This is a genomic window from Mesorhizobium sp. GW821-FHT04C10, from assembly GCF_059420305.1.
The window spans coordinates 6,178,288-6,197,533 of record NZ_JBWKTL010000001.1; the positions used below are offsets into that span (position 1 = coordinate 6,178,288).

At 63.6% G+C, this 19,246-nt stretch carries 2 protein-coding genes (1 of these 2 cut by a window edge); both read right to left on the reverse strand.

What is annotated here, in order from left to right; translation table 11 throughout:
• Window positions 1-18,290 carry the 5' portion of an LEPR-XLL domain-containing protein gene (locus tag AC07UC_RS29820; protein WP_494908349.1) on the reverse strand. Its footprint begins 12,022 nt before the window's first position, so 18,290 of the gene's 30,312 nt are visible here — the first part of the coding sequence; it begins with the start codon at window positions 18,288-18,290; its stop codon lies off the left edge, out of view.
• A gap of 120 nt (window positions 18,291-18,410) precedes the next feature.
• Entirely contained in the window at window positions 18,411-19,193 is a 783-nt protein-coding gene (locus tag AC07UC_RS29825; RefSeq protein ID WP_140775128.1) for a SapC family protein, read from the reverse strand.
• Window positions 19,194-19,246 lie beyond the last annotated feature (53 nt).

Sequence of the window (19,246 nt, forward strand, 5' to 3'; positions counted from 1 at the left end):
TTGATGTAGATGTCGCCATTCGCGGAATGGCCGGTCAGATAGGCGTAGGCGGTCGGCTTCACGCCGGACTGGCCCTTGTAGCCTTGGGGGTAGAGGTCGACGAGATCGATCTGCAGCGCCCGTTCGGCGGTCCCGACGCCCAGATTGCCGTCGAGCGTGACGCGCACGCCCTGCACGACGGAATCGTCGTTGCTGGCCTCGATCGTGGTGTTGGAGACGATCTGAGTAAGGCCGGTATCGTTGTAGATGCCGTTGTCGATGATGACCTTGCCGGCCCCGGTCGAATTGACCTTAACCGTCGCTTCCTCGTAGCCGATGAAGCTGATCTGCACCGGCAGATCGGCCTTGATCGAATTGGTCGCCGTCGTCTGCGTGCGACGCTCGACAGTGTATTTCTGGTAGTAGGTCTTCTTGCCGTACCAGGTGCTGGTCGTCCACTTATCGCCGGGCACTGGAGGGGTTTCGCTCAGTGTCACGGTCGATGAGCTGTGGGTATAGGGGTCGGAGACGTTGCTCTGGTAGAAATAATCGCTGCCGGGGACCAGGGTCGGCTTCTCGAGCAGCGTGTATTCCGTATTGACGACGTTGTCCGGATCCCTGGCGAGGAAATCGATCCCCAGCCAGGCCGACGTGCCATAGGTGGTCGTCACGCTTTCCAGCGTCTTGGTCGCAACCGACCAACCGTAGCGCCATCCCGCCTGCGGGTTGTACTGCGTGACGTAGTCCCAGGTGCCGTTGTGCTGGCCTGTATAGGTCTTGAGTGTTGCCGTTCCGGCTTCGACCATCTGTTTGGTTGGCACGGGCTGGCCGTTCGCGCCGAGCGCGTTCAGCACCGGCGCGAAGTCGACAACGCGCACGTCGACCGTGCCGTCGATCTGCGTCTGGTACCAGGTCTGCGTGTAGCCGCCGTCGGTGCGCTTCGACTTGTCGTTCAGGATGATCGTGCCGAGGCCGCGCTCCGTCACGTCGATCCGCTTGATCAGCACGTCGTAGTTGGACGCATTGTTGACGGTGACGTTGACATAGGCACCAAGCGCCTTGATCTGCCCGTTGCCGGTGTTCATCAGCTTGCCGGTGATCGTGATCGATCCGGCCGGCGTCCTGAACTCCTGGACGACGATCTTGCCGAGGTCGGAATCCCAGTACGCCTTGAATTCGTTGTACTGGACGGTCTTCAGCATGACCTTGCCGCCCTGGATCTTGCCGCTGGCAATGTCCTTCTTGATCTGGTCGATCTCGGCGATCGTGTCGGCGCCGATGTTCAGGACATAGTCGCTCGAACCGCTCTGGATCAGGCCGTTGAGGTTCACATATTCGGCGTTGATCGAGATCAGGCTGGCATAGATGCCGCTGGTCGGCTGCTTGGCGAGTTCGGCGTCGCGGTTGGCGTCGGTCGCCGCGCCCATGCCATCCGGACTGGTGATCTGCTTCCACGCGATATAGGGGTCGCCGCCGGTGTTGAGCACGCTGCCCGGCGGCAGGTCGATCACCACCATGCCGGCGGTGATGACCTTCAATGAGGCGCTGTGGATACTGCCGGTGATGGTAATGTTGCCAGAGCCGACGTGGTTATCGATCGTGACGTCGGCCGAGATCGCGTCGATGTCGCCGGAGATCGTTATTCCCGGCCACGGGTTGTGGGCGGTATCGACGATCAGCGTGTTCTGGATGAGCACCTTGTTGACCGGCGCAACACCGAAGGTGCGGGTGATGTCAAGGTTGACGAGGCCCGGCACCAACACCGGCTCGCCGCCGCGCTGGCCGTCCGAATTGTCGGAGTTGGCATTGGCCTGGTTCTGGGCGGCGATCACGCCGTTGAGCAGGCCGCGCACCACGGCCGGATCGGTCGCCGGATTGTCGATCTGCGAAATCTCGTTCTGGAAGCCGTTGAAGTAGACGCCGCCATTGTTCTCGGGGATGTAGATGCCGCCGATGTCGAGGAATGCGACCGTGTTGTTGACGATCGTGACGTTGACGTTGCCGGGCGCGTCGAGCTTGCCCTGGCCCTGCAGCACATCGCCCCGGATGTCGATGTACCCGGCCGCCGCCAGGATCGGGTCGACATGGATTGTCAGCACCTTTTTCTGGACCGCGAAAAGCGCGGTCTGAACATGCCCGTTCGAGTCCAGGATCGGGTTGCCGTTACCGTCAACAAGCGTTTCCACCTTGGCAAGCCCAAGGAAGAGCAGCTCGTTGGTCATGCGCGCGATCTCGCGATCGTAGAAATCGACGAGGTCTTGGTTGTCGGCGTATTGGGCCTTCTTGCTTTCCGCATCGGCGATCAGGTCGAAATAACCGGAAACCAGCGGCGCCTGATCAACGCTCAGCGAGACGGTCTCGGAGCCGGGACCGCTATATTCGATCGTCGGGTTGGCCGTTGTCCCGCCAATTTTGTTGATGGTGATATTGATGTTGCGGTTGAGGCCGGTCCTCACCGTGCCGTCGACGGTGACGAAGGCGTGCGAATCGGTGTGCGCGGTGCCGTCGAACTGTGCGTACGCATTGCCGCCCAGCGCCTTGTCGATGGCGCCCGACAGCGACGAGGCCCAGTTGACCGCCTTGCCTTGCGAGGTCATGTCGGCGAAGGCGGATTTATCGGCGAACAGCCTGACGTTGCCGCCGGTCTCGACCAGCGCGGCGGTATAGATGGTGATGACGTTTTCCTGGTACAGGAGCGCGTCTGAAACCACGTGGTCGATCGGGATGACGCTGCCGGCGAAGGTGTCGCTGTAGACCGCCACGCGATAGACGTCGTGGTTGGAGTTAGCATCCATGCCCGACAGCATGTTGACGTCGGACAGCGCCTTGATGTGCGAGCCGTTGCCGACGAGGATGCTGTTGGTCGGGCTGAGATTGATGGTGGCGTCGGCCACGGACACGGTCACGCCGCCATAATTGTCGACGCTGACATGCAGTTCCGCATTTGCGTTGGTGTCGGCCTTGAGATCCATCTCGCCGACGGTGCTCAGTTCGACATTGCTGTCGACGGCCGTGTTGGTGCCGATCTGGACGGTCGCGAAGACATTGTCGGCGTCAAATGTGCTCTCTGCGCCAATGCCGGACCCGAGACCGCCGCCCTTGTAGGAGACGTTCTCGTAGAAGGTGATGTCGTTTCGCGCCGCGAGCGTGAACTCGCCGGCGTTGATCGACGTCCCGATCACCTTGAGCTGGGCGTTGTTCTTGACCAGCGTCTTGGTGTTCAGCGTCAGGTGCGTGTCGCTGCTGACGCCCGCGCCGTTGACCAGGCCGCCGGTGCTGCCGTTGACGTTGTCGCCGATATTCGGCTTGTCGAACCGGTTGAGCGACGTGGCGTTGATCGCATAGGCGGTGACCTTGGCGCCGTCGCCGACGATCACGTTGGAGGTCGAGTTGATGTTGTTGTCGGCCTCGGCGCCCGAACCGGAAAGCAAGCCATAGGCGCTGGTGACGATCACAGTGTTGGCGCGCGCCAGATGGTCGGAGGTCATGGCGAAACGGCCGGCGATCCCCTGGTAGGCGGTGAAGGCCGCCGCGCTCTCGCCGGCCAACTGGGTAGCGGCCTTGGACAGCGTTACCTGCGTGTTGTTTCCCAGCACCGCCTGGGTGACGGCGTTGGAGGTCGTGTCGGCCACCGCCGCGGCGATGCCGACGAGGCCGCCGGCGCCCGGCGAGCTCGATGCCTTGTTGTCGTCGCTGCCCAGCGCCGAGATGCTCATCGCACCAGCGCTGATCGTGACATTGTCGGCCACCTGGGCCGTGGTGTTGGCGACCGGCACCCCATTGCTGGAATGCTGCAGCGACTGCGCCTTGGCCTTGGTGGCGCCCGCGGCGACCAGACCGTATGCAGCGCTGTTGGAATCGGCGCGCTGGCGGCTGTCGTTCTGCGCCGCGACGCTGACGCTGCGGGCCGCCGTGATGAGCGTGCCGGTGCCGAGCAGAGCGACCACCGTGCTGGTGTTGATTGCTTCGGTAATCGTCGCATCGACACCGATCAGGCCGCCGGCAAGGCCTTGGGCCTTGGCGTTGGCGGTATCACCGATCGAAGGCAGCGTCTGGCTTGCGGCGATGCGCAGGCTGTCCACATTGAACGTGGTGCTGCTGGTCTGGGCGCTCACATGCGTGTCGACATAGGCCTTGGCCACCGACACACCGACCGCTGCGGTGCCGGCGTTGACGCCGGCCGCCTGCGAGCGCGCTTTCGGCGTCATCACCGCCTCGACATCGACCGCCCCGGCCGTGACCGTCGAGCCGGAAATCTCAGCCGAAACGCTGGAATTGACATTGGATTGCGCCGATGCCCCACCGGCGGCAAGGCTGAAGATGCCGATCGCCAGCGAAATCGCCTCGACCTCAGTGACCACAGAGGTGACGTCGCGCGCGCTCATGGTAAACGCGCCGTTGACGTTGATGGTGCTGCCGGTCAGCGAGACCGCCGTGCTCGATGAGGCGGTGTTTTTAGTGACCGCGCCGCCACCGGCTACGGTGACGCCGATATCCGTCGATGCCGCCAGCGAGGCCATGATGGCGGCGGACGAGAGCGAGGCGCTTTCCCTGGCGGTGATCGCCAGCGACCCAGTCTTGGCCTGATAGGCAGGCATGACGCGATCGTACACCGGCGGGATAAAGACGAGCACGTTGTTGACCACGGTCGAGATGCCAGTGCCCGGATGGACGCCGCCGGGCAAGGTGTAGATATAGCCGTTCGACTGCACCGGAATCTGGCCGGTCGCGGTGATGTTCGTGTTCTTGGCGTAGGCCGAGATGTCGTTGGAGATCAGGTTCTCGGCATAGGCGACGCCCAGCGCCAGCGCGCTGCTGCCGCCGCCGAAGCCGACGGAGATGGCCACGGCGGCCGCGCCGGCAAAGGCATCGATGGAAGACGAGTCGATCGCTTCGATGGCAACGTCGCCGGCTTTGACGATGCCACCCTCGATGAAGCCGTGCACGTCGGCGCCGACGCGATTCAGCGTCGTGGCGGCCGCGCCCGCGGCGCTGAAGGAATACATGCCGACGGCGAGTGCGACAGATGCGGCGGCGACATTGGCATCGATGGACTGGTTGGAGTTCGCCGACACGCCGAGCGCGCCATATGTGTCGACATTGGTGTTCTTCAGGTAGGCCGAAACCTCGACCGCCGAGCGCGCACCGCCGACCGTGTAGCCGATGGAATTCAGCGCGACGCCGAAACCGAGCGAGGCACCGACCGAAACGCCGCCGATCGCCACGCCAACGGCCGCGGCGATGATGTCGGCCGAGATGGCCGATGTGTTCGCGGCGCTGAAGTCAATGTCGCCGCCTGCGTCGAGTACGCTGTCGAGCGCGTAGGCGCGGGTTCCGCCAAGAATGACGTTGGTCGCGACGGCACCGCCGCCAGCGACGGACACGGCCACCGCGCCTCCGGAAATGGCGACGGCGGCAGCGGCCGAAATGGCGTCGATCGTCGCGCCTTCCGTAGCCGAGACCGTGATCTTGCCCGGCGTGGGCGCATTCGCGGCAGGTTCATTCTTGTCGACCACGGCCACGCCTGTCGGATCATTGGTATAGACCGGATCATGCGTGAAGTCGGGATTGTGGATCGGTATGTCGGTGACAGCCACATCGGCGAAATCGAGATGGGCGTCGACGTCGTTGGCGATCGTGTTCTTGGCGATTGCGACACCGAAGCTGACGCTGGCGCCCACTAAACCGACGGCCGCCGAGATCGCGGCAGCGCCGGCTTTGGCCGTGATGTGCGAGGTATCTTCCGCGCTCACCGTCACATTGGCCGCTCTGATCGTCGCCTTGTCGGCGGCGGACTTGCCGGTGATCGAGGCTTCGGTCAGCACGCCGATCATGTTTTCGGTGTAGACGCCCGCGCCGGCGACGCCGACACCGACAGTTCCGGCACCGAGCGCAACGGCGCCAGAGATGACCAACGCGTCGATTGTCTGGTCGGCCTTGGCATGAACCGTCAGAGTGCCGCCCGCCGTCACGCCGCTGTTGATGATCGTGGCACTGACGCCACCGCTGCCGGTCGCGTTGAAGATCGGCGCCAGGGTCGGATCATTGTCGGGATTGTTGAGAACAGTCCAGTTGCCGATCCGGTTGATGGCGACCGAGACACCGATGGCGGCACCGATGCCGGGGCCTGCCGACGCCCCGACCGCGAGCGAGAGCGCGGCGATCTTGGCGGTGATGGAGGAGGTCGAAAGCGCCTCGACGGTAACCGCGCCGGCGCTGACCAGCGTGCTGTCGACGACGGTCGCGATCGTGTTGTCGTTGATCGTGTTCTTGGCGGCCGCACCCGCGCCCGAAAACGCGAAGCCGCCCGCACCGCCGATGCCGATGCCGATCGATGCCGCCACCGAGATGGCGTCGATCGTGGCGTTCTGGGTAGCCTTGACGGAGATCGCGCCCGACGTCGTGGTCAATGTCTGGCCGTCGAGGACGCCGGCATAGGTGTCGTTGTGGATGTCGTTGAGGGCGACCGAGATGCCGATGGTGACGGCGACACCCACGGCGCCGAAGCCGGCCGCCAGCGACGCCGCCCCGACGATCGCGTTGATGTGGGACGTGTCGGTGGCGCCTATAGCCGCCGAGCCGACAGTGATGACGGACCCGGCCTGATCGATCGGATCGTCGAGGAACGCAGCGGTACGCACCGCGACCGTGTTGCGGGTACCGGCGCCGGCGCCGCTGATGCCTATGCCGGCCGTGCCGGCGCCGATCGCGGCCGACCCGGCGGCGACGATGGCGTCGATGGTTCCGCTCGAGGTCGCGCTCAGCGCAAGCGCGCCGGTGGCTTCGATGGAGCTGCCGCGCACATAGGCCTGCACCTGGTCGCGATCCGCCTCGCCATGACCGATCTCGTTGACCGCCACGGCCGCGCCGAAGGATACGGCGCCGCCGACATCGCCGCCGATACCGAGCGAAAGCGATACAGCGAGCGTCTCCGCCTTGATGGTCGAGGACCCGTTCGCGGTGACCGAGACGGAATCCGCCTGTGAAATGCCGCTCGCCTCGATGAAGGCATTGGTGTCGGTGGCGATGTTGTTGAGCGCCACCGCGCCGCCGCCGCTGAACGAAATGCCGGTGGAACCGCCGATAGCCACCGAGATGGAGGCGGTGGCAACCGTCGAGTGGACCTTGGCGGCGTTTTCGGCACTTATCGAAATGCCGCCCGCCGTCGCGTCCACGCTGTCGGCGTTCTTGAGATAGGCGGCAACGTTGTTCTCTATCTTGTTCTGCGCCATGGCGAAGCCGATCGACACGGCGACGCCGGTGGTGCCGGCCATGCCGGCGGCAAGGCTTGCCGCGCCGGCCAGCACGTTGATCGTCGTCTCGTCCTTGGCCGAGATGTCGATCGATCCGACGGAGACGCTGCTGGCGTCGGTGATATAGGCTTGGGTCGCCACCGCGACGAAATTCAGCGTGTACACGCCCGCGACGCTGAAGCCGACGCCGGTCGACCCGCCGGCGATCGCAACCGATCCAGCCGCGACAATGGCTTCGATCGAACCGGTGGAATGCGCATCGACCTTCACCTGGCCGTCGCTGTTCACATCGGTGTTGCTTATGAAGGCACGAACACCGTTGGTGCCGTCGCTTGCAAGCGTTGCATTGCCTGTCGGCAAGGTCTGGCCGCTCGCATCGTCTTCCTCTTCCTCGACCGACCAGTCGCCGATGCGATTGATGGCGACGGCGGCACCGATCGAGGCGCCGATGCCGGCATTGGCGCCCACGCCGATGCCGACGGACGCGGCAAGCACGGTGGCGGTAATCGTCGATTCGCTCAGCGCCTCGACATCGACGCTGGCGCTGTCGATGATGTCCGAATCCACGATCGAAGCCGAAGTATCGACGTTGATGATGTTGGACAGCGCGGCGCCCGCGCCGCTGATGGCGATCGAATTGTTGCCGGAGAAACCGACCGTTATCGATGCCGCGGCGCCCTTGGCATCAATGACAGCGTGGTTGTCGGCCTTTACCTTGACCGCTCCGTCCGAAGTCACATCCGTGTCGGCGATGCCTGCGCCAACGCTGCCCTTGATGTCGTTGAGCGCGACGGCAAGGCCGATCGATATAGCGGTCGCATTTTTAGCGGCAAAGGACGCGGCGACGGTTGCGGCCGCGGCCAGCGCATGGATCTCGCTTGTGTTCACTGCCTCGACATCGACGCCGCCGGCGCCGGCGGTGATGGTCGATTTGCCGTTGGCGACGGTGCCGCCGTCGATCAGCGCCGTTGTGTCGGCGGCGATGCTGTTTTGGGCAAACACGCCGCCGGCGCTGAAGGACGTGCCGTTGCCTGAAGCCGAAATGCCGACCGCGACGGAACCCGCAACGGTGAGCGCATCGATGGTCTGGCCGGAAGTCGCCGACACGCCGACCTTGGAACCGCCGACGCTGGAATTGCGGATGCGAGCCTCGGTTTTCAGCGGTGTCGCCACCCCGGGTGCTTCGATACTGCCGGCATAACCGACATAATTGAAGGCAAGCACGATCCCAACGGCAATCGCGGTGCCCGACGAATTGAAACCTCCGGCGACCGAGGCGGCCGCGGCCGCTATGGTGGCGTCGATGTCGGCGCTGTTGGTGGCGGACACGGTGACGTCGCCGGTCGCCTGCACATCGCTGTCCTGGATCAGCGCGTCGACCGCGCCCAGTATGGTGTTGAAGGCAATGGTGCCGGCGACGCCGACTGCCAGCCCGCTGCCGGTTCCGGCAGCCACCGACACGGAAGCCGCCGCAGCGGTGGCGTCGATCTTGCCGGCCTGCGAAGCAGTGACCGAGACGCTGCCCGCATTGAGGTCGGACACGTTGTCGATGGTGGCGGAAACCGTGGCGTCGATCGCATTGCGCGACACCACCAGCCCGATCGAAACGGATTTGCCGTCGGGATCCTGGCCGTAAGTGTAGTTTATGGCTATGACGGGCAGGACCACATGCGATGTGATCTCGCTGATGTTGCTGGCCGAGACCGTAACCAGGCCGTCTGCGTCGATGCTGGTCGAATCCTCGATTACCGCCTCGACGGAATTGATGACCCGGTTGAGGGCGAAAACGCCGCCGACGCTGACCGCCGTCGGGGCACCGCCGCGCAGGGTTTTCACGTAGTTGGAGATTTCCGCGTTGATCGTCTGCGAAGCCGTCGCCGAGACGGTCAGGGCACCGCTCATGTCGGTGGTCGAATTCGAAATCCGCGCGCTGACCTGCGCGGCCGGATCGTGGCCGTAGATGGTGTCGACAAGATTGGTGCCGACCAATGCATCCACGGTGTTGAACAGGAAGTTCTGCCCGGCGAGCCCGATCGTGTTGAACGCCAGCGTGATGCCGGCCGCGGTCGCCTTGGCGATCGTGTCGGCGTCGATCGACGCGTCGATCGACGCGTGGCTTTCCGCCGTGACGGCGAGGTCGGCGCCTTCGACGTGGCTGTCCTCGACCAGCGCGGTGGCATGGCTGACGACGTTGTTGGTGGCGATGACGCCATTGACGGCGATCGACTTGCCCTTGGCGCTGCCCGTAGCCTCTACGCGCGCCGTGGTGGTGGCCACGATCATCCCGGTTTGCAGCGCCGAGACCAGCACGTTGCCGGTGGCGATGATGCTGGCCGCCGTGACGGTGGCGGACGCGCCGCTGTCAATGTCATTGCGGGTGGCAATGCCGCCCGCCGCGATGGCGCTGCCGCCGGCAAGGCTGGGCACGAGGTTGGTGTTGATCCAGTCGATAATGTCGGTAGCGATGAACTTGGACCAGTTGCCGTCCGAGAAATCGATGTTCGACAGATCGATCGACGCGCCGTCGGGGCCGTCATAGACCCATTTTTCGCCGGTTGCCGGACCGTTTAGGCCCGTATCGTCGTCGATATAGACGAGGTCGCCGCTGTTGACCGTCTGGACACCGGACTTGGTGGTGAACTGATAGCTGCCGAGCGCCGAATTGATCAGATTGGTGACCACCGAGGCGCCGTAATCGTTCTTGATCTCGGCGAGCGCCTGAACTTTGCCGTCGGACGTGATCGAGGCATCGTCCGTCGAGGCCACCGTGACGTCCGTGCCTTTGACCTGGGCCGTCGAGGCGCCGCTGTTGTCTATGGAAGCCGAGGATTCGCTGGCGATCTTGTTCATCGCCAGGATGAAGCCGAAGGCCTTGCCGTCCGTGCCCGAAATCGAGGTCGAGGACGAGGTAGCCTTGTTGCCGACCGTGGCGTCGATGATCGACTTGTTGTCGGCCGTCACCGAAACAGCACCACCGGCCGCGATGTTGGAATCGACGATGGTCGCCTGCGTCATCGCCGGATTGCGGCCACCGAACGCATCGGCGATCAGGTCGTCGCCAAGCAGGGCGTCGACGCCGTTGAAGAGCACATTGCTCGCCTTCCAGCCGATCGTATTGAAGGCGAGCGTCACGCCGCCCGTGTCGCCGCCGCTCGTGTAGGCCGAACTCTGCGTATCGGCCTTGATTGCAGACACGTTCTGCGCGGCCACGGTCACGGCGCCGGCGCTGGTCACGTCGCTGTTGGAGATCGTTGCCGTCGCACTGCTCTGCACGATATTGGTGGCGATGGTGCCGTTGATCGCCAGCACCTTGTCTGCCGGTGTTTCTTCCTTCGGATCGGTCGGCGTCACGGGATTGGCCGGATCGGCCGGCGAGCCCGGCTTGTGGTTGGTGCCGGGATCCGTGTCGGCCGGCTTGCCGTTGCTGCCGTCGGTCTTGGAATCGCCGTCCCAGTCGATCGAACTGCCGCCATTCGCCGTGATCGACGTGTCAACCTTGGCTTTGATGTCGGCGCTTTCCAGCGCCACAACCTGCACGTCGCCGGCAGTGGTGGAGACGGTGGCGTTCTTGATCGAAGCGTCTGAACCGCCGCGCACGTCGTTCATGACCACCAGGCCGCCAACCGCCCGCGAGGGCGCCGCCGACAGGTTCAGATCCTGCAGCAGGACAGTCGCCTCCGGCGCTTCCTTCCAATAGCCAAGATTGGTGAAGTCGGTGCTGGCTAGATCGAGCCCCTGCCCGCTCGCGTTGTCGCCCATGTAGATATAGATGCTGCCGGCGTTGCCGCCGATGCGGGTCCAGTTGGGATCGTTGTCGATGTCTTCCGTGCCAGCGTCGATCGCATTGACCAGCGCCTCGAGATCGATGACGCCGTCCTCGCCATTGTACTGGTAGATCGGACCGCTGTCCTCGCCTTCGGGGGCCTCGAACTGGACCGCGTCGCCGTTCGAGATCGGGAATTTCGACGGCGGCAGCATCTGGTCGAGGTTGATGACCACATTACCGGTGTAGTCGTCGGCGATGCGCACACGGTCGCCAAATTTGATGTCGCGGATCTTGGTGCCGATGCCCGCGTCAGGCCTCGTGTCGTAATCGGCCGGCAGGATGTCGTTGATGGTCTCCTGGATGATCGATGCGCCGCCGTCGGTGCTGACCGAGGTCTCGGCGACCAGCTTGGAGTTCGAATAGATGCCGGAGGAATCGTTGGCCGTGACGGAGATCGTGTCGCCTGCACTGATCGTCTTGCCGGTCGTGCCACTGTTGTCGATGGTCGCCTTGGCGGCCCCCGACACCTTGTTTCCCGATATCACAGCGCCGTAGGAGGCGCCGGATGCCCCGTATAGCGCCGCCGTGTCGGTCACGGCCGCATTGGATACGGTGGCGTTGATCTGCGCGTTGTTGAGTGCCGAGACGTCGATGCCGCCATCGGCGTCGACGGAACTCCTCAGAATCGAGGCGGTGGCGTCGGCGCCGACATTGCCGTCGAAGGCATTGTCGGCGAGGTAAGGCGAACCGATCAGCGTGTCGAGCGTGTTGAACAGAATGTTCTGCGCTTCCCAACCGACGGAATTGTAGGCGAGCGTCACGCCGACAGCCGTCGCGCCGGATACGCCCGACGAATAGAGCCTGGCGTCGATGCGCGCCTCGTTGTCGGCCGACACGACCAGCTTGCCGCTGGCGGTGACCGAGCTGTCCTCGATGCTGGCCGAGGTCTTGCCGAGCACGACATTGGTGTCGATCTGGCCGCTGAAGCCGAGCACGTCGCCGGAGCCGTCGATGCCGCTGCCGCCGGCGGCCGAAACCGTGTTCGTGGTATAGGCCGTGATCGTCGACGCGCCCTTGGCCGCAACAGTCAAGTCGCCGCCATTGGCCGCGACCGTCGTGCCCTTGATGTAGGCTTTGGCATCACCACGGGTGTCGTTGTAGGCGATGGACAGGCCGATCGCCTTGGAATTGGTCGTCACCACATTCCCGATGGCCGGGAAGAAGATGTCCTCGAAGTCGGACGTCTTCAGCTGCTGCCATTTCGTGGTGTCGGAATAGTCCACCACTGCGGGATTGTGGCTACCGAGATCGCCCGTAAACGGCGTGTCGCCGATATATTTGTAGACCTCACCCGAATTGACATCGAGAGCCTTCCACTGCGCCGTATTGGTCAGGGTGATGCCGCTTGTCTGGGTGATCGGATCGTCGCCGAGATAGCGGTAGATGGTGCCACCCTTCTCGACCAGATCGCCATGCGTGATCTCGACGGCCCCGCTCACCGTGTCGAGATCGTATTTGGCGTCGAGATAGTCGAGCGCGACACGGACCTTGTCGCCGTTCTCGACCGTGCGTGTTCCGGACTTGGTTGTATATTTGTAATCGCCGGCGCCAAGTTCATCGGCCACCTTGCTGACGACATCTTGCAGCGCGCCGAGCGTGCTGCCGGGCGCGGCTGTCGACACCACCGATATGTCGGCCGATATCGTCGCCGCATTCGAGGTCTCGATGTCGACCGCGCCGCCCGCGGTGACTGTCCTGGCCGGGGTACCACTGTTGTCGATATAGGCGGACGCGCCCGAACTGACCTTATTGCTGGCCAGGATCGCTCCGGCCGCGGTGCCGCTGACGCCATACTTGGCGGAGGGCGTGAACGTGTTCGTCCAGTCCATCGCCGTTTCGTTGCCGGTCGTGGCGGTGATGCCGGCCTCATTGACGGCCGACAGATTGATGTCGCCGGCGATGTCGATGCTGGAGTTCGTGATGAAGGCGGTGGTCAGCACCGGTGTTTCGTTGCCGAGCGCCTTGCCGATCTCGGGTGAACCGATCAGCGTGTCGACGGCGTCGAAGAGCAGGTTCTGTGGCTGCCAGCCTACGGCGTTGAAGGCGAGCACGAAACCGTAGACACTGCCCGAGCCATAGGCTTGGCTGAGCGCCGTTGCGTCGATCGTCGCTTTGGTCGTCGCCTTGACGGTCAGGTCGTTACCGGCAACCCCACTTGTTGCCTTGGTGACAGAGCTGTTCTCAACGGAAGCCGACGCACCACCCTGCACCGTGTTGGAAACCGAGACACCGCTGGTCGAATCCCAGGAATCGATGACGCTGGTGTCGACGGCGGTGATGGTGGCGGACTCATCCGCCGTGACCGAAACCGCGCCGCTCGTGGTCACCGAAGTGTTGACGAGCTTGGCGATCACATTGCTCTTGACCTGATTGCGGTCGAAGATGCCGCCCAGGCCCGTGGCATTGCCGACGACGGATTTCTCCGACATGCCGGCCGCCAAAAGACCCGTCTTGGCGAGATCCGCCGGGATCAGGTTGTCGCTGTTGAGTTTCTTCCACAGGCCGAAATCGTCGAAATTGGCCGTCGCCAGATCGACGGCCGCGCCGTCCGGTCCCATGTACTGGTAGATGCCGCCCTTCTCGCCGGTGCCCGCATAGTCATCCGCGTCGCTGATACGGACGGTGTCGCCCAGATTGAGATGAGGCGTGCCCGACTTCGTCGTATATTTGTAATCGTCCAGCATGTCGCTGGCGATCTCGTTGACGATGTTGACGCCATTGGTGTTGTCGAGCTGGGAACTGACGCCAAGGCCGGTGGTGGCTTCGATGCCGGCCTCGTCGGCGGCACTGACCGCGACTGTCTTGGCGACGACCGTGCCGCCGCTGATGAACGCGGTCGCGGTGCTGCTGACCTTGTTGCCGGAAATGACCGCGCCGTAGCCGGTCGTCGCGCCGTCGAACAGGGCTTCGACCGAGGCGGAGGCCTCGTTGGTGATCGTCGCGGTGATCAGAGCGCTTGATACAGCCTCGACAAGCACTTCGCCATCGGAGGTGACGTTGGAATTGGTGATCGAGGCTTCGACATTGAACGGGTTTTCATGGCGCAGCGACGTGTTGGTATTGCCCGTCGCGCCGGCGACATCGGCGACGACGTCACCGAGCAGCGTCTCCACCGTGTTGAACAGGAAGTTGCCGCGCTCCCAACCGATCGTATTGTTGGCGATCTGGAACGCTGCGGCCTTTTCGCCTTCTCCCACTTCGGCGACGGTCTTGTTTTCGGACTCGATCAGCGAATGGTTCTCGGCGTGGACGGTCACGTCGCCGACCGTGTTGGCGCTCGTACCGATGGTGGCGCCGGTGATCTTGGCTGAGGTCTGGCCCTGGATCAGGTTGGTTGCCACGATGGCACTCTGCCCGCTGGTAGCGCCTGCCTTGAACAGGAAGCCCTTGACCGAACCGAGCGCCTTCTGGACCAGCGCATCCTGGTTGAACGGCGAACCGCCTTCGGCTTCGCTGAGCACATCCGCCATGGCCAGGATGGCGCCGGTCGAATCCGCCGTCACCGAGACAGTGGCGGCCTGGACTTTGGCCTTGTTGATGAGCGCGGCCGCACCGCCGCGCACGTCGTTGAACACGATGGCCGCGCCGATCGCGCTGCCGCCGGTCGCGCGCAGGTTGAAATCGAGTATCGAATAATCGAGATCGGCCTTCCACAGGTCCTTGTCGGTGAAATCGACCTGGCTCGGATCCGTCAGGTCGAGCGTCGGATTGTCGGCGCCCAGATAGGTGAAGGTCTGCCCGCGTTCGCCGGTCAGCAGGACAAAGTCGGGATCGGTCGCGAAATCGACGGTCGTGGAGCTATGCGTGAAATCGATATGCTTGTCGGGGCCGGTATATTTGTAGAGATGGCCGGCGCCGCCCAGCACCGAGACATAGACGATATCGCCGGTCTTGACGTCGATCGACCCGGTGTTGCCGTCGGTCTTGACGTCGTAATCGAGCCCGACCTTGGTGCCATAGGCCAGCGGCACCACCTTGTCGTCGGTCAGCAAGCGGTCGGTGTCGGGCTTCTGCCCGTCATCGAACAGGTCCGCAAGCGCATGCAGTCCGCCGTCGCTGGAGGCGATCGCCGCCGTCTCGATCTTGGTGTTGGAATTGATCGTGGTGTCGTCCCGGGCGCTGACGTCGAGCGCGCCGCCCGCGGTGACCTGCTTGGAGGTTGAACCGCCGTCGATCGTCGCCGAGGCAAGCCTGCTGACCTGGTTGCTCGACAGGATCGCGCCGATCGACTTGGCGCCGCTGGAGAGAATGCCGCCTTCGGAGACATTGCGCGAGGCATTGCTGACCGTGGCGTTGACGACGCCTTTCGAAAGCGCCGTGACCATCAGCGCGCCGGCCGCCGCGACCACGGAATCCGAGATCGTGGCACTGACCTTGACCTGTTGCTCGCTGGTCCAGAACTGGGTGCCGAGCAGGACATCGAGCGTCGCCCTGGCGATACCGGCGGCCGTGCTGCCGACATTGAAGCCGATGACGTTGAGCGCCTCCAGCCCGGTCACAGCCTTCGAAGAACCCATGGCCAGGCTGACCGGACCACGGCCGTCGATATCGACATAGATGGTTGCGTCGACGAAGCTGTTGTCAGTGGCCGAAACGACGACATCGGCGCTGCCGGTCGTCTGGACATTGCTGAGATTGATCGTTGCCGTGGTCGAGCCATTGACGACATTGACGGCCAGCACGCCGGCGACCGCTGTCTTGGCGACAACCGGGGCATCCGCACCGACCGGGGCGGAGGACGAGTAGGCCAAAAGGTTGGTCTGGTTTATCGCGGCGACCGTGACCGTGCCGTCGCTGTCGACATTCGACTGCGAAATCGAAGCGGCGGTCGTCTTGGTCACCATGTTGATGACGCTGACGCGCGCGACCTGCGTCGAGGGCGCTGGGTCGTTCGGGTTCACGCGCGGCTGGAAGGGTGTCGCGATCGCGATGAAGGTCGAATAGTCACCGGCCAGAACCGAAACACCGCCAGTGCCGGCGTTGACAACGCTCTCGTCTATCCCGGCGCTGGTTTCGCCGGTGACGCGATTCTCGGCGTCGAGACCGGTCGAACGGTAGGTGGTCGCGCTGTCGGCCGTGACCGCCAGTCCACCGGCATTCACGGTGATCCCACGGGCCAACGCCTTCGTTGTATCGGAGGCGACATTGGTCACCGAGCCGAGCGAGCCCGAGACAATGGCGTTGCGCACCTCGCCCTTGCTGGACGCGGCGACCGCGACATCGCCACCGGCACTGATCGCGATTGGATGCGTGGAGACGGCGGCGGTTGCGGGACCGACGGTGACGCCCGTGGTCCGGTTGACATTGGTGTCCGAACTGACAGCCGAGAAGATGACAATCCCCTCGGTGCCCGGAATCAGCACATCGGTTTCGGTCTGGAGATTGACCGCAACGCGGCTGTCGTCGGCGGCCGAGATTTGCACGTCCGTCACGCCATCGTTGATCGTGCCGCCGGTCTGAATGATCTTTGCGGCGGCATCGACCGACGTTGTCGTCGTGTTGGTGACAGTGACGTTGGATTGAACCTGCGAGTTCGTAAAACCGTTGATGACGGTCTTCGCCATCGTCGCCAGGTCTTCCGCGGCAATCTCGCCGCGCGACAGCGCGTCATTGAAAGCCTGCGAGCCGGTATCGAAAACGCCGCCGGAGCCGGCCTCGATCTGGGCGATCGTGTCTTGCGGGATGCTGGTAAGTGCAAGAACGCCGGGGGGAACGACGACTTCGGTCAACCCGAGAAGATTGGGGATCGGCACCTCGGTGATCATCAGGTCGACATCGACACCGGTATTGGCCGCTATCGTTATCGCCGATCCGGTGAGCGACGCCGTGGCGGCCAGCGTCACCGTCGATGTATCGGTCAGCGTCGCGGCGATGGTGCGCAGGCTGGGCAGGGCCTTGCCGTGGGCCTTGACCGTGTTCGACACCTGAGACGAGACCGTCACCGCACCGCCGGCCGCCGCAAGCGATCCGGCGATGGTGACGGTTGCCGACGTCGCCGTCGTTGCACTGAGCGTCGAAACGATCCCGGCGGCGTCGATCGATGTGCGGGCCCAGTCAACGGCCTCGATGTCGATCGACTGCGCGCTGATCACGGCCGAGGAGCCGATGTTGATGTCCTCGGCGCTCAAGCCAAGGCTGCCCGTGGTTGAAATGACCGAATTGACGGCGATCTCCTCGCCCGCATCCAGCATCAGCGAGAAGCCGGCATCGCTGGGCAACGACGAAAGCGTCGTCACATTGGCGCTGTCGCCGAGATAGAGCCAGACTTTGCTGGTCGCCGCCGAATCGTAATTGGTGCCGTCGATGATCACGCGCAGGGAGTTGGTGCCGTTCGCCTGCACGGTGACGTTCTTGTTGGTTGCCGCCGAAACCGTCGCCGAGCGGTCAACGACGAGCACGCCGCCGCCGACGGCGAAAGGCTCCATGTTCTCGAAGGCAAGTGTCGAGCCGTTCGGATTGGCGAACGTGACCTTTCCGGAGCCGTTCGCCCCCAGCGTCGCGCTGCTGGCGGCCAGGCCTCCAGAATAGACGATCGTATCGTGGCCGCCGAAGCCGCCATCCATCGTGCCGCTGAGCTTGCCAGCGGCTGCGATTGTGAAGGTGTCGTTGTTGCCGTCGGCGCCCTTCAGGTTCTCCGTGCCGGTGAATGCCACATTGACATTCGCGCCATTGACGGTGCCGGCATTGTTGCCGTTCAGCGTCCAGGCGGCGTTGGCGGAGCTATCGAACACCACCTTGTCGTTGCCGCCGCCGCCGTCGAACAGGATCGACTTGGAAAGCGTATTGGCGCCAAACGAATCCGCGTCGATCTTCAGCGTATCCCTGCCGCTACCGCCCGTGATCGAGATCGACGACGTGTTTGCGCTGGCATTGATGGTGCTCAGGTCGCCGAATGCCAGCACCTTGCCGCCATTGGTCTGGTCGATGATCTGGACCTGCTGGATGGTGGTGGTGGTGTTGCCGACCGTCTGCACCTCTTCGAGCAGACGGACCAGGATTTCATGGTCGACGTTCGGGCCGTCGGTTGCCAGATTGACGTTGAGGTCGGCATTGAGCAGCAGGCGCGGCTCGAGGGGATCGAAGATCAGCCGAATGCGGTCGGCGAGTTCGCGCTGCACGCGCGAGCCCTTGAGCAGGCGCGCCAGTTTGGCTTTCAGGATTTCAGAAAGCTTCGCCCGCCGGTGCGATATAGGCCTGCCCGAAATGCCTTCCGACTTGAACGGAAATGCCATCTTCGCTTACCCCCCGCTCGCGCGCTCATCTCAATGAACCGCGCGGAACGCCCCAAAATTCCCTGCCCATTTCCATGCCCAGTCACGAAAAAGGGCGCATTGAATGCGCCCTCCTTCAAATCATGCGTCCGCAGGCTCCGGAGCAGTTTCCGGCTCGGGCGCTTCATCTTTCACCCCGACCGCTCCCGCTCCCATGCGCTCGGCCGTCGCCGACAGATGGCGCATTGACTGCAGATGCAAATAAATCAGTTCCAGGTCATCGGCCCTGGCAAGCTCGGCCAGTTGATCGCCAGACAACGCCTTCAGCCGATCGCGGTTGACCGCGAAAAACCCCGACAGCATCAGCGTCTTGCCATCGCGCAACGTGAAGCGCGCCTGCATCGCTTCGAACAGGTTGAGATCGTTGAGGCGCTTGGTCAGCGCCTGGGTGCGCTGGAACTGCACCTGATAGGCCTGCAGGAAACCAAGCACGTTTTGCAGGTACAGTGTGCGTTCGCCGTCGCCGTCGAACAGCCGCTCGCCGCGCCCCTTGCGGTTGCAGCCTTCGAATTCCTCATCGACGCAAAGCGTGAAATTCGCACCGTCATCGGTGCTCGAGAAGACGAAGGGATAGCGGCGCAGGAACGCCGGGACATAGCGCCCGCCCCAGGATCCGTCCTCATTGACAAAGAGATTCTCGCCGTCGCGCACACCGAGAAGAACCACCGGAATTATACTTTCGCCCTGGCCCGCGAAAACCACGGCATATTCGGCCGCGGCACCGGAAAACTCGGCGGCCATCAACGGCACAGAGTTAACCTGCCTGGCGAAAGCAAAATTGTTGCCGGTCTTGACGGACAAGTCGCCATGGCTTTGGCGTGATACCGGTACCGCCCGCTCATATATTAAAAGTTGCTTTACCATTCCCCACCCGTATCAGCACAAAAAAGCAACCGAACGATCCCGCTCGGCCCCCG

Excerpts from the sequence above, each read along its gene's own strand:
- AC07UC_RS29825 (WP_140775128.1), bottom strand. The coding sequence starts at position 19,193 with ATGGTAAAGCAACTTTTAATATATGAGCGGGCGGTACCGGTATCACGC.